Below are 21,840 nucleotides of genomic sequence, written 5' to 3'. Positions count from 1 at the left end.
AGCAATAAAGATAAACCATAAAAAATTAACTGCAAGTTTATTTTAATAGAAACCCGCCATTTTTTAGGTGTTTAGCATAAATTTATTGCTTTTTTTTTAAATAAACATAAATAAAGTGAGCTTTCGTAATGAATATATTGCTTTCCCTGTTTACAATTATTATGGTTAAAAAAAGGATATGTTTTGAGAACAGCTATGCCAGAAGATAATCAAAAAGTGCCCAGCCAAATATTTCGTTGGTTTGAAAAAATGAAAACTAACTACGAGCAGAGTGTTCAAGGTGTATTAGAGCGATTCGAAAAATATAGTCATAGCCAACAATTAAGAATTGATCTCGCTAATCAATCAAACATTGATAACTTAAAGCAGTCTCATCAAAAACATCTTGACCAACAAAATGCTCATATCAAACAATTAACTGAAGATGCAAGCTATTACAAAAAACAAATCAGTAAACAACAACAAACCATAGAGCAACTTAATAGTCGCTATGATGCAGTGATGAGTTGTTTGTTAACTGAAAAAAGAAAAGACATAGACATTAAAGATATTTTTTCAGACGACGAAGATGAAAACAGCGAGCTTATTGAAGACTTATACTTAGAAACTCACCATAACAAAGCTGTTGATGACCCCTTTAAACAGCAACGGCAAAATGAGTTAAATAATGAGCCCGACATAACGACTTCGCCCTTAAGCGAAAGTGATAACGACTTGTTTGATAAAGCTCTCATAAAAAGACAGTCTGGCGATGTTGAACAAGCGTTTCAATTGTTTGAACAAGCGGCAAAGCTTGGTCATGCAAAAGCGATGGGCGCGATGGGCCGTGCTTTTTTCTTAGCTGAAGGCACAGAAGAAGATCATGGCCTTGGACTTGCCTGGCTTATTCATGCGGCAAATCAAGATCTACCGCAAGCGGTTGCTCGGGTAAAGTTTTTTCAAGACAATAACCCTGAGCTTTACTTACAGGCACTTAATCTATCAGCAGACCCAATATTCCTTAAATATTAATAGCGCGATAACTTGGCTTTTATAACATGTAAAAATAGCCACTTTAGCAATGTATATTGTATAAAATAAACAATTCATGTCATAATAACGAAATAATATACATTACTTTTGGGACGCTAATGACACAAAAAATGACTATAGGTGTAGGAGGCTCTGATGCACAAACAGAGCTAGCCAAACTTAACAATATGACCGGCGATGTTGAGCCTATTTCTTCAAACGAGTTTCAGTTACGTATCGCTAAAGCTCAGCAATTAATGAAAGATAATAATATTGAGGCAACTTACTTAGATGCTGGCACTAACCTCTATTATTTTACGGGCACAAAATGGTATGCCAGTGAACGTATGGTTGGGGCAATAATCCCACAGCAAGGCGAAATTCAATACATTACCCCCTTCTTTGAGGTCAATACCTTACGTCAGTATATGACCATTAAAGGTAAAGTTAATGGTTGGCAAGAACATGAAAATCCTTATCAATTATTTATTGAAACCTTAAAAAATATGGGGATTGACTCAGGCAATATTGCGCTTGACGAGTCAACCGCATTCTTCATTGCTGATGGTATTAAACAATGTGCCGACAGTAGCCCAAACAATTACCAACTGATCAATGCAAAAGCAATTACGGCTGGTTGTCGTAGTGAAAAATCGTTAGCTGAAATAGCGTTGCTACAACAGGCTAAAAATATGACGATGGCAGTACATCAAGCCGTCGCTAAAATATTATATCAGGGGATCAGTACGCAAGAAGTTACTGACTTTATCAATCAAGCCCACATAAAGGTTGGCGCCGCTGCAGGATCTTACTTTTGTATTGTGCTCTTTGGTGAAGATTCATCTTTTCCACACGGGGTAAAAAACCCAAAAACTTTAGACATTAACGATATAGTGCTTATTGATACCGGTTGTCAGTTAGAAGGATACAATTCAGATATCACCAGAACCTATGTTTTTGGTGAAGCTAACCCACGTCAGCGTCAAATGTGGTTGATTGAAAAAAATGCCCAAGCAAGTGCATTTAACGCAGCAATACTTGGCGTACCTTGTGGTGATGTTGATATTGCCGCTCGCGATTATTTAGCCAGCCAAGCAATGGGACCTGATTATCAAACACCGGGTTGTCCCCACAGAACCGGCCACGGCATAGGTTTAGATATTCATGAATGGCCTTATCTAGTTCGCAGTGATAAAACCCCCTTGTCGGTAGGTATGTGTTTCTCTAATGAACCGATGTTAGTGGTGCCAGACGAATTTGGTGTTCGCCTAGAAGATCATTTTTATATGAGTGAGCATGGAGCAAAATGGTTTACTGAACCATCATATTCTATCGATGACCCGTTCGGATTAATGAAGGGTTAGTTAATTTTAATTAAAAAAGTTAATCCTTTCAGTTAATAATTTGTAACGTTTTCGCTTGTATTTCACGTTATTAGTTCACATTAGCCAAATAATTGTTTGGCTAATGCTTAAGCATTGAGTAGAATTAACTCACTTATAAACGAAGGTTGGTTGGAGATTTAATACTATGCACGCTCTGTTTGAATATCTCCCCCTCGTTGTTTTTTTTATTGTTTATAAATTTGTTGATATATATTGGGCAACTGGCGCTTTAATTATCCTTGGCGCCGCGCAAATAATTTACTATATTTACAAAAAAGAACCCATCCCTAAACGTACCTTAATATTTTTTGTCCTTATTGCGGTGTTTGGTGGGCTAACAATATTTTTACATGACGATACTTTTCTCAAATGGAAAGTCACCATCATCAATTTATTGTTTGCAATCGCACTTATGGTCAGTGATAAGATTTTTAATAAAAACATCATCAAAGACTTCCTCGATGAGTCATTAACTTTACCTGAGAATATTTGGCGTAAATTAAACTTAGCTTGGGCGCTCTTTTTCACATTTTGCGCGATATTAAATTTATACGTCGCTTTTAATTTTGACCAAGACACTTGGGTCAACTTTAAAGTATTCGGTTTAACCGGCTTAATGTTTGTTTTTTCAATCGCCTCAATTTTATTATTATCAAAACATTTACCCGATGATGATGAAGAAAGTGACAGACCAATTGAAGAAAAAAAGTAATCACTTAACCTATATATAATCCTCAAACTTTATGGAAACGACATGTTTTATCTTATTTATTCAGAAGACGTAGAAAATAGTTTAGCTTTAAGAATGTCAGTACGTGAGCAACATTTAGCACGTTTACGAGAATTACAAGACCAAGGGCGATTATTAATGGCAGGTCCTTGTCCCGCAATCGATAATGAAAACCCTGGTGATGCAGGCTTTACAGGTTCGCTTATCGTTGCTGAATTTGATAGTTTAACGCAAGCCCAAGTATGGGCAGATAAAGACCCTTATATTGGCGCGGGTGTTTATAAAAAAGTGACCGTAAAACCTTATAAAAAAGTACTACCCGCATAAAGTTGAGCTATTATTACTTTACCTATGATCCGATGATTAACTATAAACTTATAAATATAATGAAAAGTATCATGAGCAAAACTTCTTTCTATTGTTTAACCTTAGCCCTTTGTTTTTTATCCAATGTTAGCTACGCAAAAAAGTCTATTGATGAATGTGAGCTGACCCAAAAAACAACCTCAGGCTTATCAGGCTGTCTAGACATAGTTAAACAAGCGGTAGATAGAGAGTTACAAACATGGATAAACAATCAAGTGTTCATCCTTGAAGAGTTTGCCTCTGTAACCGGAAGAAAAGCGGCATTAAACATGTTTAAACGCTCACAACGTAATTTTATTACCTTTAGAGAAAATGACTGTCGATGGCAGTACCTTGCTATTTCACCGGGAACGGGTGCGGCTTCTGCCTACAAGAAGTGTTATATTTTAGTGAGTCAAAGCCGTATTAAAGAATTAGAATCAATTAACCCCTAGTACTACTATTTCAGCCCAGTACACTGTTATATAAACAGTTGCTTGGCTGAAATATAACCCGCCTTACCACCAGCGGTAATCGTCTGAACATTGATGATTTTATGCTCGCCAAAACTTGCTTTTAGTTACTGACTTTCAAACAATTCACTTCAATGCTCATCATCATTTATTCCATATATAACCTGTCAACGCACCGACGAACACGATTAGCTGCTAAAGATTTTTGTCATTAATAATCGATAAATTAACATATAAATCCCCGCTGCGATAACACTGAGCGACAATGCTATTGCAGCAAATAAGTCGGGTGCTTTCATTAGGCTACTCATTAATGACTCTTGATAATAAAAAAACCATTGATGATTATCAGGAAAGACCACCGTATGCAGATAGTAAAAGACATCGGTAAAACCAAACAGTGAAAACACAGCTATAAATAAAAAAGTGGGAATAATTACCGCCATATAGCGCTCTTTTTTAGCTGGCTTTGGCTGTTTGAAACGAGATACACCAGCAATCGTAATCAGTAGTAATAAGACATTAATCACTGATATTGTACGTAATTGGTTAATTAAAACACTGACATCTTGTAAATGTACGACCTCAGGTTTGGTCAGTAAAGCGCGACGCTGGTTATCGTTATTGAGATAACTTAACCTTGCCAGACCCTCGCCGTTATTATGAATTTCATCAACTATTTCGTTAAAGCTTTGTAAATGTTGCTCACGACTTGTCTGGGCAAAGTCCTGTTTACCTTGTGTATTCTGTGGTGCATAAGTTTTTATCGTTTGTTCAATATTTAATGGTGAGTACCAAAACTTATAAAAAAAATTAACACTTTTATTGACTTGCCAACTTAGCCCCAGCGAAAAAAGCAATAAGAAACAACAACAACATAGCCATAAGAAGGTCGCTGAGTGGCGTCTATTTAGTGGTAAAATGCGGTTCATTAAAATTCAAACTCAATAGCCGCGCGCAAAATATGATCTTTGCTTTCGCCATTCAGTCCAGTGATAAAGGCGAGTTCCCATTTCAACTGCTTTTGTCGGTCAAAGCGTTGAATTCCCATGAAAGCTGGACCAATACCGACATAATCTTCACCTGAATATAACTCAATTGCGGGTTGAAATTGCGGTAGCCAGCGATAACGATACTGAGCGCGAAACTCCATTTCTATTTCATTTTTAATGTCATTTCCCCACTCGTAAATCAAAAATGCATTAATACTTAAACTGGTCCGCCCTATTTCTTTCTCAAACAGCAAGCCTGAAGTCACTTCCCAACTGTCTTTATTATGTTCTTTTTCAAATTCAAAAAGCATGCCCCAATCCGCCCAATACTGACCTTGCTCCGTTAGCATCCAACGGGTTTCTATTTCGTAAGCAGATAAACCAAAATTTCCATCAATATCGCGTTCGCCAACGATATAAAACTCTACCATCAGGTTGTCAAGTACAGACTGCCCGTAGGCAAAGCGCTGCGCTAAGTCATTGGTCTTTTCCGTTTGGTGAGACAGTAACCGCCATTCAACTTCTTTTTCATTGGGTAACACGTACGGATGATACACTTTATCCACCACTACCCCATCAGCAAAAGCAATAACGCTGTAAAGGTTGTACAAGAGTAACGTTAAAACATAAAATATTTTTTTCATGATACAACCTGCTTAAAGCGAGGGATCCGCCAAAGTTTTTGGGGAAACTGACACCAATAAAGTGCGATAAATAAAGCGCAAAGATAAAGTCCAATTTGTAATAGGGTTGGGCTTGCATCGTAACCAAATAAAGCTTTCAAAAAATGTCCTAATTCAGACTTTTCTCTAACAATAAAATTAACATCAAAAATCATACGACTACTGGGTAAAAAATCAATTTGTAGTAATAAATCGCTGGTTTTATTAAATAAACCACAAGCAAAGAAAACAAAAATAATTTCGGTGCTTCGACCATACAAACGCTCATTGAGAAACAAGCAAAAAAAGTACAATAGTATACTGATACTAATACAAATTCCTGTTCCTAAAACAACGCCAATAAAAAGTGAATTAACCATATCGGTTTGCGACCAATATCCAATAAAGTAAATGAGGAAGTTAGTACCCTGTAGCATAATAACTAACGCGAGTATTGCGCCAGCATACCAAGATAGCTGACTGTTATTGGCGGTACTAACGCTGATATGGGAGCGATGAATAAAATGTAAAATTAGAATATATACAAGAACATGTATACTCGCATAGAACCATTCAAGCCCGGTATCATCAAACATTTGGCTGATCACATCGATATAAATCCAAAGTAGTAACATAAACAAAATACCCAATAGCGCACCACTTATAAGGGTAAGACCACAGAGTTGAAACTTATTTTTAATCGATAACAACAAGGCTAACACCATAAAAATAACTAAACTGTTACTCAAAAACAAAAGCACGGTATTAATTAACATTAAGCACCTCCTGTTATGTTTTGAACAGTAGCTTTACTTGCTTTTTTACGCTCAGGCAACGGGGTAACGATAATGGTCCCTTTGGCACTATTAGGATTAAACTCACCAAAAAAGTTATATTTTCCCTCGGGTAATGGACCAATAAAAATCACCGCTCTTTTATGGGGGAAAATAACCTTTTCTCGATTTAAGTCAAAACTGTCAAACTCTTCAGGGGTTGTATCTCGATTATAAATAACAAGTTTAACTTTTTTGTTTGGTGGAATTTTTATAACCGCAGGAAAAAACAAATGATCTTTCAATTCTACGACATACTCAGCTCGTTCAGCCCAGACACTTGGGCTAAAGATTAAAGAGATAAAGAGGCTAATAATGCTGGTTTTTTTTATAAAAATAGCAGGTGCTTTCACTTATTGTCCTCCCATTCTTGTTCAAACTGATGTAAATGTAAGTCAATCGCTTGAGTCTTTTGTGGAAACCTTACTGACACGCTAAGGCCACCTAATTTCGTCGATTTTGCTAAAATAATACTCGCATGATGTAATTTAACAATATGCTGAACAATCGCTAAACCTAAGCCACATCCTACCACAGTAGAGTGATGGCTATCTCCACCCACACGATAAAAACGATCGAAAACTCGCTGGTATTCGCTGGAGTCAATACCGGGGCCAGAATCTTCAACAATCAGGGTGAAACTGTCTTCATCAATCAACGTTTTTACCAAAATATGCCCGCCTTTAGGAGTATATTTACAGGCATTACCAATTAAATTTTTCACTAAGGTCAATAAAGCAAATTCATTAGCATAAATAATTGTGGCTTCACTTTCTAACGAAATATCATGCTGATGCTGCAATATTTCAGGGTATAAGTCGCTGATCACTTGTTGCAACAATCCTTGTAATTCAAGCTTAGTGACTGCCATGGTGAGTTGATCAGGATTAGTACGATTTAACGTTAATATTTGATCGACAACATGAGCCATTCGGTCAACACTTTGACCTAATTGCATTAACGAAGCCTGCCCGGTGCTGTCAAGGTTTTCACTTTGGGTTATTTGTAAATTGTGAACATTAATTTTGAGCACACTTAACGGCGTTCTTAATTCATGAGCGGCGTCAGAAGCAAAATAACGTTCCCTTGAAAAAGCTGCCGACAAGCGTTCAAATAACAGATTTAGTGTCTGAATAACCGGTTGTAGTTCTTTTGTTGATGTCTCACTAGAAAGCTTTGATAAGTCATTAATTTTCTTTTCTGACAATTCTCGGCGCAAAACAGTTAACGGTTTTAAGCCTTGACGAATCGCCATAAAAATAAACAAGGCAATCAAAGGGATAACTAAAATAATAGGAGTCACAGCAGATAATATAACTTGTTCAGCCAGTGAAAATCTTTGTTCAAGCGGTTGGGCAACCAGCACTCTTAATTGACTTCTTTGCGCCTGTTCGTTTGTTGATGTTTCTATATATACTCGCCAACGCTGTCCAATAAAATTAAGGTCCGTAAACCCTGCAGGTAACTCAGTAATTGACTGTTCAGGAGCATTATCTGTGCGTAGTAATAAAGTATTATTGCTAAAGACTTGATAAGCAATATGGTTAGAAGGGACCACTGTTGCTGCACTTAATCGATTTTCGGCACCCTTGTCAGAAAGAGTCGCAGAGGTCGCTAACAAGGTTTTACCGACAATAACTAATTGCTCATCAAATAAGCTAGTTGCTTGTTCCATACTGGCTTTATAGCCCTGTATGGCAGCAAAAAATGTCATCAAAGTGATGATGGATAGTAAAATAAGGACTAAGTAGCGACGAATCGACATTAGGTTTTATTAACCGTATAACCAACGCCTCTGACTGTTTTTATAAATTGTTCTGGCAATTTTTTTCTTAAGTTGTGTATATGTACCTCAACAGCATTACTGGCCACTTCTTCTCCCCATTCATATAAACGCGATTCAATTTGTTCCCGAGATTGGATTCGACCGGCATTTTCCATCAATGCTTTTAATACCATGTACTCTTTTTTTGACGTTTTTAATTCTTCATCTTTAATAAGGATTTTATGTGCTGCGGTATCAATTGCCACGTCTGAGCAAATAATCAATGCCGACTTTGCCGTGCCTAAACGCCGTTCAATCACGCGAAGGCGTGCTAACAATTCGCTAATTTCAAAAGGCTTTACCAGGTAATCATCTGCACCAAAATCTAAGCCTTTAACTTTATCTTCAAGCGCGTCTCTTGCGGTTAAAATAATAACAGGAATACCTAGCTTACGATCACGAGTACGCTTTAGCACTTCCAATCCGTCAATATCAGGTAAACCCAGATCAAGAATAACTAAGTCTTGATCTGACACAGACAATGCTGAAATTGCCGTTTTACCATTATCAACATGGTTAACAACAAAGCCTTCATGACGAAGTGACTGCTGCAATCCCAAAGCCAGGGGGATATCGTCTTCAACTAACAATATGCGCATATTTTTCCTATAACAATTTAAAATGACTATTAACGGTTTTTATATTATCTAGCCTTTTCCAAGGCCGGTTATTAATACTTGACGGTCGAAAACCATCAACAGTGAAGATAAGACTTAACAATGCCATAGGTATGAACGACTCAAGGTGTTTTATCTCAAAGTTATTGTCGGTTATTACAGAAATATTCGCCATAAAAAAATGAACGTTAATAGCGGTTATTCATCAAATGACCTGTTTATTCATAGGGGGATATTTACCTTAAATATTCAGTGAATGAAAATAACAAACTTTTATTAAGGAAAGCTTAAGAGCTAACAATTGTTTATCGCTAAAATCCCCTAGCATAGCATTGGGCCAACAAATACTAGTGGTATCTTCAATACTGTTGGTGCTATTCCCCTCATTTACTGGCGTTTATTACATTAGATCCTTCAGTAGGATCAATTAATATTAATCATAAAAAGTGCTTGAATAAACACCAAAAACGATATACTGTACATACATACAGTATATCGAGGTTTTAAAAATGAATTCAATAAATCACATTAATACCAACACCTTAGCGTTAAAAACTACAACTATGGCTATCAAAAAACACAAATGGTGTGATGTTAGAAGTATTGCTAATGCCATAGAACTATCTCAGCAGTATACTGAAATCTTCAAAAATCATGATTTAGATAACAAATGGATCCTGATGATAAACCCTGAAGAGAAGCCGCTTCAGCAATTGTCTGATCAAGGAAAAATAGACCCTAAAAGAATCTTAAAAGTTAATCTTCATCAACGTAATATCTCACTAAATACCATTAAAGATGCTTTAGAAAAAGGTCACTGTTCGGCTGTTATTTTGTGTAATGCCACCTTAGATAAATCACAATTAAGCCAACTCACTCAATTCGCAGAAAAAGGACAAACTCAATGCATTATTTTAACCAAGCAAACTCAAAAACGTTTAAACCAGCAACGACTAAAAAATTACGTCACTCTTTCGGATTCTTCTTTATTGTTACATTAATTGAGTTTGAAGCGATTTTGCCGTTATTAAAACAGAAAATAAAATTTTGCTCTGCTAAAATAGATCAACTACTTTTCTAAAATAATGTCGACTTTATGCAATGCCCATGTGGTTCAAATATTAGTTTTCAGCAATGCTGCTGCTTATTAATAAATCAAGAGACCTGTGCACAATCACCAGAGCAATTGATGCGTTCTCGCTATAGCGCCTATGCAACAGAGGCTGCTGATTATATTTATCAGACTTATGCTCAAGCTAGCAGAGCTTTACAATCAATCGCTGATATATCAGCATGGGCCAAAGAAACCAAATGGTTAAAACTAACCATTAATGCTGCCAGTGATTATACCGAGCTTAATGATCAAAATGCTGTAAACGCTGACAATAAAGAGCAACACTTACCGACGGTTTGCTTTTCGGCTTATTACCAACATCAAGGTGAGTATTTTCTGATGAAGGAAACATCACGCTTTGTTGTTGAAAAGGGGCAATGGCGATATTTAGATGGTGAAGTCAGTAACAATGAAGCGCTGATAGCACCAAAAAGAAACCAAGCTTGCTTTTGCGATAGTAATAAAAAATTTAAACAATGCTGTGGCCGGTAAATTCGACAATTAACAATCAAGTTCTTCCCAAAAGAAACCAGCGATGCTTTTGTCATAGCAATAAAAATTTAGACAATGCTGTAGCAAGTAAACTCAACAATTAACAATCAAGTTTAAACATTGCTCAGGCCAGTAAACTGAAAAAGTTAATCACAAATAACGTCAACACAAACGCACGATTTTATTGGCATGCTAATGCAATAACCTTATGCTATAGCATCAAGTAACGGCGCTTTAACGATAGTGTTATGCACGGCGTTAAGCCAACCTTTAGTATCGAATGATAATCTTGAACTGTCGGTGTCTTGCGGCGTATTATTCTTTGTATGATTAAATTTTTTCTGGCAGTACAGCGAGGTATTATTTAATACTTCTTGTCTGATATGCTTTTTATCATCTCGAAAAGCAAGCGGTTTAGGCAACAAAGCATTTGATAAACGTAATTCTGCTAGGTTATTCTGCTGAATAAGTTCTGCTTGATCAAATATTGCTGTGCTGTGATTTTCATTCAGAGATAAAGGTGCTTTATCAGGAAGGTCAAACTCTTTACGTAAGCTTGCATCATTAGTCGTTTTAGTGTCAACGACAGTTTTTGGCAAAGAAAATTGACTATGGCTAGGTACGTCATCACTTAGCATTGCCAATAAGAGTGAAAAGTCAGCTCGTCGAGCGCTGTGCACACTTACATTAAGTTGTTCACCTAATTGTAATTCGTGTACCAGAATTTGACTGTCAACTGACTCTGTAAGCAATGTACTTCAACTTTATTATTTTCTCTAAAGCTTATATCGGCAATCCTTTAATTTAGTTGAGTTTAATTTCTATTTATTTACACATTTACCTGTCTATTAAAAAGTTGATGTTAATAAGTACCTAATTCACTTCACTAGCAATTAATAATAACCTTCTCTGATAACTTCTGGTAGCATGTGGAAAAAATCAATATCGAGTCTTTTATGAAAATCATTAGCTTTAACATTAACGGCCTTCGTGCGCGTTTACACCAACTTCAAGCCATCATTGATAAGCACCAGCCTGATATTATTGGCTTACAAGAAATCAAAGTTCATAATGATGCTTTTCCCGTTGAAGCTGTTGAAGCTATGGGTTATCACGTTTATTTTCATGGTCAAAAAGCACATTATGGTGTGGCTATGTTATGTAAAAAAGCAGCCAATATTGTTAAAATGGGCTTTGCTAGCGATACTGAAGAGTCTCAAAAACGTATGGTGATGATTGAGACCACCAATGAACAAGGTGAAAAAGTAACGGTATTAAACGGTTATTTCCCGCAAGGCGATAACATCGCTCATGAAACAAAATATCCCTATAAGCGTCAATTTTATAAAGACTTGATGACCTATTTAAATGATAACCATACCCCAGATGAGCACGTAGTCATTATCGGCGATATTAATATTTCACCTGCTGATTTAGATATTGGTATTGGTGAGCCTAACCAAAAGCGTTGGTTAAAGACTGGTAAGTGTAGTTTTCAACCAGAAGAAAGAGAATGGCTTGCAACTTTAATGGCTTGGGGATTTAAAGATACGTTTAGAGAATTGCATCCAACAAAAGCGGAACGTTATTCTTGGTTTGACTATCGTTCTAAAGGTTTTGTTGATAATCGTGGTTTACGCATCGATGTGGTTTTGGCAACGCACAAGATGGCGGCAACGTGTATCGAAGCCGATATTGATTACGAACTACGTGCTATTGAAAAACCTTCAGATCACGCGCCGATTTGGTCTACTTTTAAGTAGCTGTTGAGTAAATACTATGTTCCTTGCTCAATACGTTTGCCCCATTTGTAAAAAATCATTAGTGTTAGCTAACCAAAGCTATCGTTGTCAGAACAACCATAGCTTTGATGAAGCAAAAGAAGGTTATGTAAACTTATTGCCCGTTCAACATAAACATTCAAAAGACCCTGGTGATAACAAAGCCATGGTTAACGCACGTCGTCAATTTCTAGATAAAGGCTTTTATCAACCGCTCGCTGATGAATTACAATCTCTATATCAACAATATGGTGATTTAACAAAGCCGGTATTTGATGCTGGCTGTGGTGAAGGTTTTTATACTCAACAGTATGTAAGGCCTACCAACCGTGTTTATGGTATTGACATTGCAAAAAATGCGGTTAAAAATGCCGCTAAAAAATATAAAGATTGTCAATTTAGTGTTGCCACCTTGTCGCTGTTACCTTTTAGTGAAAACTACTTTTCTTGGATCAACTCTATTTACGCACCAATTCTTGAAGAAGAATTCACTCGGGTACTAGCTAATAATGGCTATTTAGTCACAGTAACGCCGGCAAAAAATCATTTAATTGAACTAAAAGCATTAATATACCGAACAGCGCAACAACATGATATGACTAAAAGTCCTATTGAAAATTTAACATTGATTGCACAAAAAGAAGTGAACTATGAGATGAAATTTGCTGAAGGTGAAGATATTATTAACTTATTAGCAATGACCCCTTTTGCTTTTAAAACGACTGAAACCTTACTTAACGATTTAAAAACAAGAAATAATTTCACTTGCCAAGCTGATTTTTTGATACGTCTTTATAAAAACACGGTCAATTAACGTTTAACTCAATTGTTAAGCGGTTAGAATTTAGAATTTTGTGACTGATGACTGATGTTAAGTAGTTTTGCTAAATCAATAAAACGTGGCTTGTGCAGTGATAATTTTATCGAACCACCCGCTTCGTTGACTCTAGCAACACTTTCTTTGTACCAAGAGGCGAGTGCCAGCGGCAAAAACTTATCGGCTTTAACGCCAAGCATTAACAATGCCTGTAGCGGAATACTTAAAATAAATAAGCTATAAACTAACGCTTGTGGTAATAATGTTATCGATCCTAGGTAAAGTTGCATAATAAAAGAAAACAACGCAATACCCGGTAAATAGCGAAAAGCCAAACGGCAAATTTGAACAGCTTGATACTCGGCAAAATAATTGCCTAACTCTGCTCGCTGCGGCCAAAGTCGCATATACTCTCGACCTAGCTTAATTAGTTCTACTAAACTCATATTCATAAACGACACACTATAACAACGGTTATTTAAAAGATAGCACAAAGTTGTAACTAGTTTTAATCAAGTCTCCCTAAAGTTAACTTCCTTAGTTCATATCAATATTTTAACGCTATATTTGGTCTATAATCATTCCAATTAACGTATTGTAATAAAACAATTAACCACCTAATAAATGAGCATTAAATAAAACCATGAAAAAAAATCTAATTTTAGTGTTAAATTGCGGTAGTTCATCCTTAAAATTTTCTTTAATTAAACCAGAAAACGGCGAAACATTACTATCAGGACTCGCTGAGCGCTTATTGTCCGAACAAGCAAGCATCAAGATTAACGTTAAGGGACAAAAAAAGCACACGGCTATACCTCATCCATTTGATCATCGAACAGCGATAATGGCTTTAGTTGACAGCTTAGTTTCACAACAATTAAATTTACAAATATGTGCCATAGGCCACCGCGTTGTCCATGGTGGTGAACACTATTGTATGCCAACGTTAATTACTGATGAAGTAAAAAACACCATCAGTAACTTGTCTCAGCTTGCCCCATTACACAACCCAGCAAATTTGATGGGTATTAACGCCGCGGAAACGGTTTTTACTGATGTGCCGCAAGTTGCCGTTTTTGACACAGCTTTTCACCAAACGATGCCAGAAAAAGCTTACATTTATGGTATTCCCTACGCTCTCTATCAAGAGCATGGTATTCGACGCTATGGTTTTCATGGTACAAGCCATTATTTTGTTGCACAACAAGCGGCTAAAACACTCGATAAATCCATTAATGAAAGTAATTTTATCAGTGCTCACTTGGGCAATGGTTGCAGTGTTACTGCGATTAAAAATGGTAAGAGTGTCGATACTAGCTTAGGTTTAACACCGCTCGAAGGAGTGATGATGGGCACACGCAGCGGCGATGTTGATGCGGGTATTATTTTTCACCTAATCAATCAACTCGGCTATACCACAGCGCAAGTGAGCCATTTGTTACATAAAGAAAGCGGCCTATTAGGGGTTTCGGGGTTAAGCAACGATTGTCGTGAAATAGAAGAAGCTTGGTTAAAGGATAAAAATCCACGAGCAAAGTTAGCATTAGATATATTTTGCTACCGTGTTGCAAAGTCCGTTGCTTCTTTTACTGCCAGCTTAACATCAATCGATGCCTTAATATTTACCGGCGGTATTGGCGAAAATTCGACGCTAATTAGAGCCAATATTATTGATCAATTGAGCCTACTTAATTTCTTTGTTGCAACTGATAAGAATAATGCCTGCTGCTCTGGCAAGGCGGGTAATATCGGTACAAAAAACTCTCGTCCTATTTTAGTCATTCCAACAAATGAAGAGTGGGTTATTGCCGAGCAAACCTCACAACTTTTATTTAATAACAGCTCAACTAAGGAATAAAGTCATGTCACATAGAATCATGTTGATCCCAGTAGGTTTTGGCGTTGGACTTAGCAGTGTTGTGCAAGGCTTACTTCATGCGTGTCAGCAAAAAGGTATAAATGTCGGCCATTTTAAACCAATAAGTCAACCCGCTCGTCGTTTATTAGCTCACAAAAATAATACGGTTCAAAGTAAGCTCAATACTCCAAATTTAGGGACTTCGGTATCATTAGCTTATGTTGAACAACAAATGGGCGATGGCAAGCATGATATTGTTTTAGAAAAGATTGTTGGAGATTTCAATCAATTTGAAAAACAACATGATGTGGTGATTATTGAAGGACTGATACCAACGACACGCCAACCTTACGCGGGCAGAATCAACCGAGATGTTGCTCAAGCCCTATCAGCAGATATAGTCTTGGTGGCAGCGCCCGATAACGATAGCGCTGAAGAGTTTGAGGACCGTTTAGAAGTTAGTGCGGAAACTTTTGGCGGAATAAAAAACAAACGCCTTATTGGTTGTATTATTAATAAGATTAATAGTCCCGACAAAGATGAGTATGGATTACTGCCTCGTGAAAGTGATTTTAATAGTGAGTTCGATCTTGCTACGCTAATTAATTTATCGATATTTAAAAATCGTCATTTTGACTTGTTAGGTACTGTCTTATGGGAAATGGACTTAATCGCGCCACGGGTCATGGATATTTGCAATTATCTCAATGCTGAAGTGTTAAATGCAGGTGATATGTCGCATCGCCGTATCCGCAGTATTAGTTTTTGTGCACGCAGCGTTGGCAATTTAATGAGCCATTTACAACCAAGTCGATTAATTGTTACTCCTGGAGACAGAACCGACATTATTATCGCCACCTGTTTATCGGCTTTAAATGGTACAAAAGTGGGCGCATTATTATTGACTAACGGCTATAAACCCAACGAACAAGTGATGACACTTTGTCAACAAGCTTTAGACGCTGGCCTACCGGTGCTTTCTGTGCCTTGGGATACTTGGCAAACGTCTCGTCATTTAATGAACTACAACCCAGAAACCCCTGCAGATGATATTCAACGTCATGAAAAAGTAAGAGAATATATCGCTGATAACTTGTCTGCGAATTGGTTACAGCAACTGTCTGAAAATGTAGCACAAAGTAGCCAAATGTCTCCACCAGCATTTAGGCATAAGCTCACAGAACTTGCTCGTAGTGCAAATAAACTCATTGTTTTGCCAGAAGGCACAGATATCAGAACCATTAAGGCTGCTGCAATATGTGTTGAACGTGGCATTGCTCGTTGTCAGTTACTGGGCGATAAAGAAAGTATTTTATTGATTGCAGAGCAACAAGGTATTCAATTACCAGAAGGACTATTAATTACCGACCCCAACTTAATTCGAGACCACTACATTGCTCCTTTAGTTGAGTTGAGAAAACATAAAGGATTAACCGAAGTGGTCGCAAAACAAGAACTACAAGACAACGTGGTCTTAGCAACAATGATGTTGCAACTCGGTGAAGTGGACGGTTTAGTCTCTGGAGCTATTAATACCACTGCAAATACGATTCGCCCTGCCCTGCAATTAATTAAAACGGCTGAAGGAAGTTCATTAGTTTCATCTGTTTTCTTTATGTTATTACCTGAGCAAGTTCTAGTATATGGTGATTGTGCAATAAACCCTGAGCCAACTGCGGAACAACTCTCTGAGATAGCGATACAATCTGCCGACTCAGCAATAAAGTTTGGCATTGACCCTAAGGTAGCCATGATAAGTTACAGCACGGGCAGTTCGGGGGTTGGTGCCGATGTAGAAAAAGTAGCAAAAGCAACCAAACTCGCGCAAGCAAAACGACCTGATTTGATCATCGATGGACCGCTGCAATATGATGCCGCCATTATGGAAAATGTTGCCAAGAAAAAAGCGCCTAACAGCCCTGTTGCGGGTAAAGCCAATGTCTTCATTTTTCCTGATTTAAATACCGGTAATACCACCTACAAAGCGGTACAACGTTCTGCACACTTAGTCAGTATTGGGCCAATGTTACAAGGCATGCGAAAACCGGTTAACGACCTTTCCCGTGGTGCTTTAGTCGATGATATCGTCTATACAATTGCCTTAACAGCCATTCAAGCAAAAGTATAGTTTACTCAGCTAAAAGGTTAGTTTATTAACCTTTTAGCTTATATTTTTATTGGCTTGAGACTGCTTTTATATACAGTTGACTATTTTAATAACTATTTATAATTCAATCAATTTTTAGCCACTAGACAAAAAACAACCAGCTAAAATTAACCTTTAAAAACATAAAGATAACCATTAAAGCAATAGTTACCCACAATGATACCCACAGCTTTTGTGGATATCATTAATAACTATTGATGAGGATTTAACAGGTTAACCAGCAAGAATACATTAACTTTTCCACGTTTGATGCTGTTTTTATAAATAACAAGTTATTATTGCCATAAAATACAATAAAATCTAAATAAACATCATATTATTTATCTATTATCAAGCGATGGGGAGTCGCGAGACAAGATCAAGTAAACTTGCTTTATCTTATTAATATCTGCTGTTCATTGCTAAAGCAAGGCATTGACGATACTTAATCTGTTTAAGATAACTATCCTTGCTTTAACAATTAGCCAGTAAACGCTATAGTGACCTTTTTCCTAATGGTCACGTTCAATGAGCACTCTTACCCTCAAATTACTTGAAGAAACGTTTGCTATTCATAGTTTAGCCAGCGATATCGAAATACCAAAAGCTGTGTTTGATGCGCCAATCTTTTTTATTGCAAAAACCTATGAAGAAACATCCATTGTATTACCTCAAAGTATCAACATTGTGAGTGATGAGGTTGAAAAAGACTGGCAAGCACTTGAAGTTGTCGGCCCATTGGATTTTACGCTAACGGGTATTCTATCGAAAATATCAACAATTTTAGCCAAAGAAAAAATCAGTATTTTTGCTATATCTACTTTTGATACTGATTATATTTTAGTAAAATCAAATAATGTATCTCTTGCAACCACTGCATTGATATCTAACGATTACCAAATAATTTAGTTTTAGGGATGTTCATGACCACTATTTACGGCATAAATAATTGCGACACGGTTAAAAAAGCAACGAAATGGCTTGATAAACAAGATATTGAGTACACTTTTTTTGATTTTAAGAAACAAACATTAACGCCTGAGTTACTCAATGAATTTGTCAGCAACAGCTCTTGGGAAGTTTTACTCAATAAACGTAGTACCACTTTTAGAAACCTACCCGAAGCGATTAAGAGCAATTTAACTGATGATGTTATTTTCCAAGCAGTTTTGGCTCAACCGACCTTACTCAAAAGACCTTTAATCGCTCATAACAACGCCTTTGAAGTGGGTTTTAAAGAGCCAGTATATCAAGCACTATTTTTATCATGAGTAACTTAAAGGCAGAACATGACGTTATCATGTTAGCGAAAGACTTAATTGCCCGCCCGTCAGTAACCCCTGAAGATTTTGGTTGTCAAAAAATGATGTCAGAGCGTCTAGGCGTTTTGGGATTTAACAATGAAACCATGGTTTTCGAAGATACGACCAATCTATGGTCGAGACGCGGCACGACTGAGCCAGTATTTTGCTTTGCCGGTCACACTGATGTTGTTCCCGTAGGTAACTTAGCGCTTTGGCATACTCCCCCTTTTGAGCCAACCATTATTGATGGCATGTTGTACGGGCGCGGTGCTGCAGATATGAAAGGCAGTTTAGCCGCAATGCTAATTGCTACAGCACGCTTTGTAAATGATCATCCCGACCATAAGGGCTCAATAGCTTACCTTATTACCAGTGATGAAGAAGGGCCTTTTATCAATGGCACCACGCGTGTTATCGATACGCTTGAAGCTCGTCATGAGAAAATTAACTATTGTATTGTTGGTGAGCCAACCAGTTCAGATAGGGTCGGTGATATCGTTAAAAATGGTCGCCGGGGCTCTATCTCTGGTGAACTAATCATTCACGGTAAACAAGGCCATGTTGCCTATCCTGACCATGTAAAAAACCCTATCCATTTAGCTATGCCTGCTTTAGCCGAACTTAGTCAAATGCACTGGGATAACGGTAATGCCTATTTTCCTAAAACGAGTTTTCAGTTATCAAACATCGAATCGGGTACTGGCGCAACTAATGTTGTACCTGGTCATTTAACCGCATGGTTTAATTTACGTTTTAGTACCGAATTAAATTTTCAAAATATTATCGATAAAATTGATGCTGTCCTTATTAAACATCAATTAACCTATGAAATTAAATGGACATTTAATGGTAAGCCGTTTATTACTGAACCTGGCGCTTTGCTTGACTCTGCGGTAAAAGCTATAAAGACAGTCACCAATATTGATGCTGAATTATCAACATCTGGTGGCACTTCAGATGGCCGTTTTATTGCCCCTACGGGTGCACAAGTGATTGAACTTGGGCCGTGCAATGCCACTATTCATCAAGTCAACGAGAGTGTCAGCTGTAATGATTTAATTTTACTTACTGATATTTATTATCATACACTGGTTAATGCACTCACTGACCCAACAACCACAGCTTAACTTTAATGACTGAAATATTAACTAACAGACAATTAACTGGCCACGACAATAGCCATATTACTTGGTTAGATGACCAGACAGGAATTCATCACCAAGCGTTAACTGCATGGCAAGCTATGTCTGATGAAGCAAAGTTAGCAGGCTTTGATCTGAAAATTGCCAGTGGATATAGAAACTTCACTCGACAATTAACTATTTGGAACCGAAAGTTTTCAGGTCAGCTCGCGATTAAAGATAAGCAAGGGTCAACCCTAGATATTAATAAAATAACGGAACAAGAAATTATTCAGGCTATTTTATACTTTTCGGCACTTCCTGGGGCAAGCCGTCATCATTGGGGATGCGATATCGATATCTATGCTAAAAATTTATTAGCTGACGATGAAAAGCTACAGTTAGAACCATGGGAGTTTGCTGTTGGGGGGCCTTTTTATGCATTAAACCAATGGCTCACTCAACATGCTAGTCGCTTTGGCTTTTACTTTCCTTACGATAAATTTCGCGGTGGAGTCGCTATAGAGCCTTGGCATTTATCTTATTGGCCAATAGCGCAACATGGAGAAAGGTTATTAACTGAGAACCTGCTTAATTCGGTTCTTTTAAGCTCAGATATCTTGGGGAAAGAAGAGATTCTTCAGAACCTATCAACTATTTATCAGCAATATATTCAAAATGTTGGGAGTATTCACTATGGATAATTGGTTAGTCATCGTTATTATTATTGCAGCTTTCGCCTTAATAATTGGTAATTTTAGTGTTGTTCAACAAAATGCTAATACACCTTTACGAAAGCAAGGCTTAAATGATTTAGAAGAAACACTGCCGCGCAGTCATAACAAAGCCCATAAAATGCCAACTATCGTTTCAGCTGAACCGATAGAGTCAAAAGAAAAAAAGCGAAATAGCCATTTAAATCGATGAAATAGCCAAGCAGTCTATTTTAAGAAAGATTAAGTCTTGATAAAGACTGACTTGAACAACTACCTTTATAATTTCAAATACCATTAAGATACACTGTAGATAATTGACTTGTAAAAAAAACGCCGCTAAAAAATTTAGCGGCGTTTTATTTTAAATAAGCACGATTAAAGCAAGTTAAAAAGCATCTCTAAAAGATAAGCCTCTTTCCATTACTGGAAAAATACGTTCTAGTACTTCAACGGGTAAAGGATTACCATCAGCATCATAGATAGTTACTGAGGTCTTACCTTGTTCGTCGTTAAGTACAAATTGGTACTTAGCTTGGTCAAGATCAATAACAGGAACGTCATCTCCCCATATAACTGACCATAAGCTATTTTCAGGCTTCGCAAAATCAACAAAGTATATTTTCTTACTTTCATTAAGATCTGTTATCTCAAAGCCATAATCTGTAAAAAACAATGGCATATTTGACCAAAGCATTTCAATATCAATTTCAGCAATATATGCTGGCTCTGCTTGAGCGTTTTCACCAATAGTGACAAATTTTTGATTAGCTCGCATTAAACGGTTTTCACGTTGCTGCAATCGATATTTAAAATCAACCTGAGCAACAACCTCATTAAGCATCGCCATTTCTGCGCGTTGTTTGTCAATGATGTCCATTGTTTTACTTGCGCCGTTCTTGTCGGTACGCATGTAATCAATTAATTTAACACTTAAAGCGACACTTCGACCATGAGGTTTACTTTCAAACTGATAGTTAAAGCGCATGCTCTCACTGCTATCTACCGTTTTAAATAACCAATAACCAGAAACGTCTTCTTCATGGTACCAAGCCGACTCAAATACATTATCATCAGTACCGATAGCCGTTAACTCTACACCATCACTCGCGAGTTGCTCACGCAGTGCTTCAGTGATGAAGTCTTTCAAATCGGTATCTTCTAATATTTGGTCAAACCAAATTTTAGCGTTCATTGTACCTGGAACAACACGTGAAGATGAAGCGACAGGAAGAACCAATGAAGGCGCTCTAACATCAACATCTTGGCCAATTGGCCCTTTATTATTGATGGCGTCTGAGATAAAAAACTTTGCATTAACTTCAGGCTTATTCAAACCTGTAGGAACACCTATTTGTTTAGCTTCTTTAACTTTGGCGTATTCAAAATCGCCCATAGCGCTTTTGTTATTAACACTGCCACAACCTGTTACTGCAAGACTTAACAAGGAAAAATAAAATATACGACGATTCATTAACACTCCTGAGGATACAATCTGAATCTTTAAAAGTTGGTTCTTATATTGAACTGACCATAAAAGTTAACTTTGAAACCATTAAATGTAGATTAAATGTAGACAACGAAAACTTTAATCTGCTCTTTGAGTAAATTATCTGTATTA

Annotated in this window: 25 protein-coding genes; 16 read left to right on the top strand and 9 right to left on the bottom strand. The window is 37.1% G+C overall.

Annotated features, from left to right (window positions below):
• The first annotated feature begins 183 nt into the window (after positions 1–183).
• From H4J76_RS13425 to H4J76_RS13405, 5 genes are all read left to right on the top strand, one after another.
• Positions 184–1,011, top strand: coding sequence for a tetratricopeptide repeat protein (locus tag H4J76_RS13425; protein ID WP_182215789.1), 828 nt, complete (start codon positions 184–186; stop codon positions 1,009–1,011).
• Between the two features lie 131 nt (positions 1,012–1,142).
• A complete protein-coding gene (locus H4J76_RS13420; protein WP_182215871.1) occupies positions 1,143–2,375 on the top strand; it encodes a Xaa-Pro peptidase family protein in 1,233 nt (410 codons plus the stop codon).
• Positions 2,376–2,541: 166 nt separating this feature from the next.
• Positions 2,542–3,108 carry a septation protein A gene (locus H4J76_RS13415; RefSeq protein ID WP_182230802.1) on the top strand — a complete coding sequence of 189 codons (567 nt, stop codon included), beginning with the start codon at positions 2,542–2,544 and terminating at the stop codon, positions 3,106–3,108.
• 42 nt (positions 3,109–3,150) lie between these two features.
• Positions 3,151–3,453, top strand: coding sequence for a YciI family protein (locus H4J76_RS13410; RefSeq protein WP_182215786.1), 303 nt, complete (start codon positions 3,151–3,153; stop codon positions 3,451–3,453).
• Between the two features lie 71 nt (positions 3,454–3,524).
• Positions 3,525–3,926, top strand: coding sequence for a lysozyme inhibitor LprI family protein (locus H4J76_RS13405; protein ID WP_182215784.1), 402 nt, complete (start codon positions 3,525–3,527; stop codon positions 3,924–3,926).
• A 206-nt stretch (positions 3,927–4,132) separates the two neighbouring features.
• Here H4J76_RS13405 and H4J76_RS13400 read toward each other — a convergent pair whose 3' ends face one another.
• Genes H4J76_RS13400 through H4J76_RS13375 form a run of 6 tightly spaced genes read right to left on the bottom strand, consistent with a single transcriptional unit; the run spans position 4,133 to position 8,855 of the window.
• Entirely contained in the window at positions 4,133–4,876 is a 744-nt protein-coding gene (locus H4J76_RS13400; protein WP_182215782.1) for a DUF1461 domain-containing protein, read from the bottom strand.
• Complete coding sequence (locus H4J76_RS13395) at positions 4,876–5,580, bottom strand: hypothetical protein (RefSeq protein WP_182215780.1); 705 nt, start codon at positions 5,578–5,580, stop codon at positions 4,876–4,878. The genes H4J76_RS13400 and H4J76_RS13395 overlap by 1 nt, the downstream gene beginning before the upstream one ends.
• Complete coding sequence (locus tag H4J76_RS13390; RefSeq protein WP_182215778.1) at positions 5,577–6,374, bottom strand: hypothetical protein; 798 nt, start codon at positions 6,372–6,374, stop codon at positions 5,577–5,579. The genes H4J76_RS13395 and H4J76_RS13390 overlap by 4 nt, the downstream gene beginning before the upstream one ends.
• Positions 6,374–6,748 carry a cupredoxin domain-containing protein gene (locus H4J76_RS13385; protein WP_182215869.1) on the bottom strand — a complete coding sequence of 125 codons (375 nt, stop codon included), beginning with the start codon at positions 6,746–6,748 and terminating at the stop codon, positions 6,374–6,376. The genes H4J76_RS13390 and H4J76_RS13385 overlap by 1 nt, the downstream gene beginning before the upstream one ends.
• 32 nt (positions 6,749–6,780) lie before the next feature.
• Positions 6,781–8,196 carry an ATP-binding protein gene (locus tag H4J76_RS13380; protein WP_182215776.1) on the bottom strand — a complete coding sequence of 472 codons (1,416 nt, stop codon included), beginning with the start codon at positions 8,194–8,196 and terminating at the stop codon, positions 6,781–6,783.
• Complete coding sequence (locus tag H4J76_RS13375) at positions 8,196–8,855, bottom strand: response regulator (protein ID WP_182215775.1); 660 nt, start codon at positions 8,853–8,855, stop codon at positions 8,196–8,198. The genes H4J76_RS13380 and H4J76_RS13375 overlap by 1 nt, the downstream gene beginning before the upstream one ends.
• A gap of 527 nt (positions 8,856–9,382) precedes the next feature.
• Here H4J76_RS13375 and H4J76_RS13370 point away from each other — a divergent pair.
• On the top strand, positions 9,383–9,874 hold the full coding sequence (locus tag H4J76_RS13370) for a hypothetical protein (RefSeq protein WP_182222255.1): 492 nt from the start codon (positions 9,383–9,385) through the stop codon (positions 9,872–9,874).
• Between the two features lie 95 nt (positions 9,875–9,969).
• Entirely contained in the window at positions 9,970–10,479 is a 510-nt protein-coding gene (locus H4J76_RS13365) for a YchJ family protein (protein ID WP_182222254.1), read from the top strand.
• Between the two features lie 206 nt (positions 10,480–10,685).
• Here H4J76_RS13365 and H4J76_RS13360 read toward each other — a convergent pair whose 3' ends face one another.
• Positions 10,686–11,231 (bottom strand): VC2046/SO_2500 family protein, encoded by a 546-nt coding sequence (locus H4J76_RS13360; RefSeq protein WP_182222253.1) that lies wholly within the window; start codon positions 11,229–11,231, stop codon positions 10,686–10,688.
• Between the two features lie 204 nt (positions 11,232–11,435).
• On the opposite strand from H4J76_RS13360, the gene xthA reads away from it, so the two are divergent.
• Both xthA and rlmA read left to right on the top strand, forming a co-directional pair.
• The gene (xthA, locus tag H4J76_RS13355) at positions 11,436–12,242 is read left to right on the top strand and encodes an exodeoxyribonuclease III (protein WP_182215767.1); all 807 of its coding nucleotides are present in this window, start codon (positions 11,436–11,438) and stop codon (positions 12,240–12,242) included.
• Between the two features lie 16 nt (positions 12,243–12,258).
• Positions 12,259–13,074: a 23S rRNA (guanine(745)-N(1))-methyltransferase gene (gene rlmA / locus H4J76_RS13350; RefSeq protein ID WP_182230801.1), complete on the top strand. Its 816-nt coding sequence runs from the start codon at positions 12,259–12,261 to the stop codon at positions 13,072–13,074.
• A 23-nt stretch (positions 13,075–13,097) separates the two neighbouring features.
• Here the strand turns inward: rlmA and yfbV are convergent, their stop codons facing one another.
• Positions 13,098–13,529 carry a terminus macrodomain insulation protein YfbV gene (yfbV, locus tag H4J76_RS13345; protein WP_182230800.1) on the bottom strand — a complete coding sequence of 144 codons (432 nt, stop codon included), beginning with the start codon at positions 13,527–13,529 and terminating at the stop codon, positions 13,098–13,100.
• A gap of 191 nt (positions 13,530–13,720) precedes the next feature.
• Here yfbV and H4J76_RS13340 point away from each other — a divergent pair, with 191 nt between their 5' ends.
• From H4J76_RS13340 to H4J76_RS13310, 7 genes are all read left to right on the top strand, one after another.
• Complete coding sequence (locus tag H4J76_RS13340) at positions 13,721–14,935, top strand: acetate/propionate family kinase (protein ID WP_182230799.1); 1,215 nt, start codon at positions 13,721–13,723, stop codon at positions 14,933–14,935.
• A 4-nt stretch (positions 14,936–14,939) separates the two neighbouring features.
• Entirely contained in the window at positions 14,940–17,063 is a 2,124-nt protein-coding gene (gene pta, locus H4J76_RS13335; protein ID WP_182230798.1) for a phosphate acetyltransferase, read from the top strand.
• A gap of 546 nt (positions 17,064–17,609) precedes the next feature.
• Entirely contained in the window at positions 17,610–17,990 is a 381-nt protein-coding gene (locus tag H4J76_RS13330) for an ACT domain-containing protein (RefSeq protein ID WP_182215761.1), read from the top strand.
• 14 nt (positions 17,991–18,004) lie between these two features.
• Entirely contained in the window at positions 18,005–18,352 is a 348-nt protein-coding gene (locus H4J76_RS13325) for an arsenate reductase (RefSeq protein ID WP_182230797.1), read from the top strand.
• A complete protein-coding gene (gene dapE, locus H4J76_RS13320; RefSeq protein WP_182230796.1) occupies positions 18,349–19,512 on the top strand; it encodes a succinyl-diaminopimelate desuccinylase in 1,164 nt (387 codons plus the stop codon). The genes H4J76_RS13325 and dapE overlap by 4 nt, the downstream gene beginning before the upstream one ends.
• A gap of 5 nt (positions 19,513–19,517) precedes the next feature.
• On the top strand, positions 19,518–20,210 hold the full coding sequence (locus H4J76_RS13315) for a M15 family metallopeptidase (protein WP_182230795.1): 693 nt from the start codon (positions 19,518–19,520) through the stop codon (positions 20,208–20,210).
• Complete coding sequence (locus tag H4J76_RS13310) at positions 20,203–20,433, top strand: hypothetical protein (RefSeq protein ID WP_182215754.1); 231 nt, start codon at positions 20,203–20,205, stop codon at positions 20,431–20,433. The genes H4J76_RS13315 and H4J76_RS13310 overlap by 8 nt, the downstream gene beginning before the upstream one ends.
• Positions 20,434–20,607: 174 nt before the next feature.
• Here H4J76_RS13310 and bamC read toward each other — a convergent pair whose 3' ends face one another.
• Positions 20,608–21,693, bottom strand: a complete 1,086-nt coding sequence (gene bamC / locus H4J76_RS13305; RefSeq protein WP_182215752.1) for an outer membrane protein assembly factor BamC — start codon at positions 21,691–21,693, stop codon at positions 20,608–20,610.
• Positions 21,694–21,840 lie beyond the last annotated feature (147 nt).

Origin of the sequence: Colwellia sp. BRX9-1 (assembly GCF_014077195.1) — a bacterium.
Taxonomy (GTDB): domain Bacteria; phylum Pseudomonadota; class Gammaproteobacteria; order Enterobacterales; family Alteromonadaceae; genus Colwellia_A.
Note: the sequence above shows the minus strand (reverse complement) of the source record. Positions and strands in the feature narration are given on the sequence as shown.

What these genes read in the sequence shown, in the direction of transcription:
- H4J76_RS13420 (WP_182215871.1), top strand. Translation starts at nt 1,143, where the DNA reads ATGACTATAGGTGTAGGAGGCTCTGATGCACAAACAGAGCTAGCCAAA.
- H4J76_RS13415 (WP_182230802.1), top strand. Translation starts at nt 2,542, where the DNA reads ATGCACGCTCTGTTTGAATATCTCCCCCTCGTTGTTTTTTTTATTGTT.
- H4J76_RS13410 (WP_182215786.1), top strand. Translation starts at nt 3,151, where the DNA reads ATGTTTTATCTTATTTATTCAGAAGACGTAGAAAATAGTTTAGCTTTA.
- H4J76_RS13405 (WP_182215784.1), top strand. Translation starts at nt 3,525, where the DNA reads ATGAGCAAAACTTCTTTCTATTGTTTAACCTTAGCCCTTTGTTTTTTA.
- H4J76_RS13400 (WP_182215782.1), bottom strand. Translation starts at nt 4,876, where the DNA reads ATGAACCGCATTTTACCACTAAATAGACGCCACTCAGCGACCTTCTTA.
- H4J76_RS13395 (WP_182215780.1), bottom strand. Translation starts at nt 5,580, where the DNA reads ATGAAAAAAATATTTTATGTTTTAACGTTACTCTTGTACAACCTTTAC.
- H4J76_RS13390 (WP_182215778.1), bottom strand. Translation starts at nt 6,374, where the DNA reads ATGTTAATTAATACCGTGCTTTTGTTTTTGAGTAACAGTTTAGTTATT.
- H4J76_RS13380 (WP_182215776.1), bottom strand. Translation starts at nt 8,196, where the DNA reads ATGTCGATTCGTCGCTACTTAGTCCTTATTTTACTATCCATCATCACT.
- H4J76_RS13375 (WP_182215775.1), bottom strand. Translation starts at nt 8,855, where the DNA reads ATGCGCATATTGTTAGTTGAAGACGATATCCCCCTGGCTTTGGGATTG.
- H4J76_RS13370 (WP_182222255.1), top strand. Translation starts at nt 9,383, where the DNA reads ATGAATTCAATAAATCACATTAATACCAACACCTTAGCGTTAAAAACT.
- H4J76_RS13365 (WP_182222254.1), top strand. Translation starts at nt 9,970, where the DNA reads ATGCAATGCCCATGTGGTTCAAATATTAGTTTTCAGCAATGCTGCTGC.
- xthA (WP_182215767.1), top strand. Translation starts at nt 11,436, where the DNA reads ATGAAAATCATTAGCTTTAACATTAACGGCCTTCGTGCGCGTTTACAC.
- rlmA (WP_182230801.1), top strand. Translation starts at nt 12,259, where the DNA reads ATGTTCCTTGCTCAATACGTTTGCCCCATTTGTAAAAAATCATTAGTG.
- yfbV (WP_182230800.1), bottom strand. Translation starts at nt 13,529, where the DNA reads ATGAATATGAGTTTAGTAGAACTAATTAAGCTAGGTCGAGAGTATATG.
- H4J76_RS13340 (WP_182230799.1), top strand. Translation starts at nt 13,721, where the DNA reads ATGAAAAAAAATCTAATTTTAGTGTTAAATTGCGGTAGTTCATCCTTA.
- pta (WP_182230798.1), top strand. Translation starts at nt 14,940, where the DNA reads ATGTCACATAGAATCATGTTGATCCCAGTAGGTTTTGGCGTTGGACTT.
- H4J76_RS13330 (WP_182215761.1), top strand. Translation starts at nt 17,610, where the DNA reads ATGAGCACTCTTACCCTCAAATTACTTGAAGAAACGTTTGCTATTCAT.
- H4J76_RS13325 (WP_182230797.1), top strand. Translation starts at nt 18,005, where the DNA reads ATGACCACTATTTACGGCATAAATAATTGCGACACGGTTAAAAAAGCA.
- dapE (WP_182230796.1), top strand. Translation starts at nt 18,349, where the DNA reads ATGAGTAACTTAAAGGCAGAACATGACGTTATCATGTTAGCGAAAGAC.
- H4J76_RS13315 (WP_182230795.1), top strand. Translation starts at nt 19,518, where the DNA reads ATGACTGAAATATTAACTAACAGACAATTAACTGGCCACGACAATAGC.
- H4J76_RS13310 (WP_182215754.1), top strand. Translation starts at nt 20,203, where the DNA reads ATGGATAATTGGTTAGTCATCGTTATTATTATTGCAGCTTTCGCCTTA.
- bamC (WP_182215752.1), bottom strand. Translation starts at nt 21,693, where the DNA reads ATGAATCGTCGTATATTTTATTTTTCCTTGTTAAGTCTTGCAGTAACA.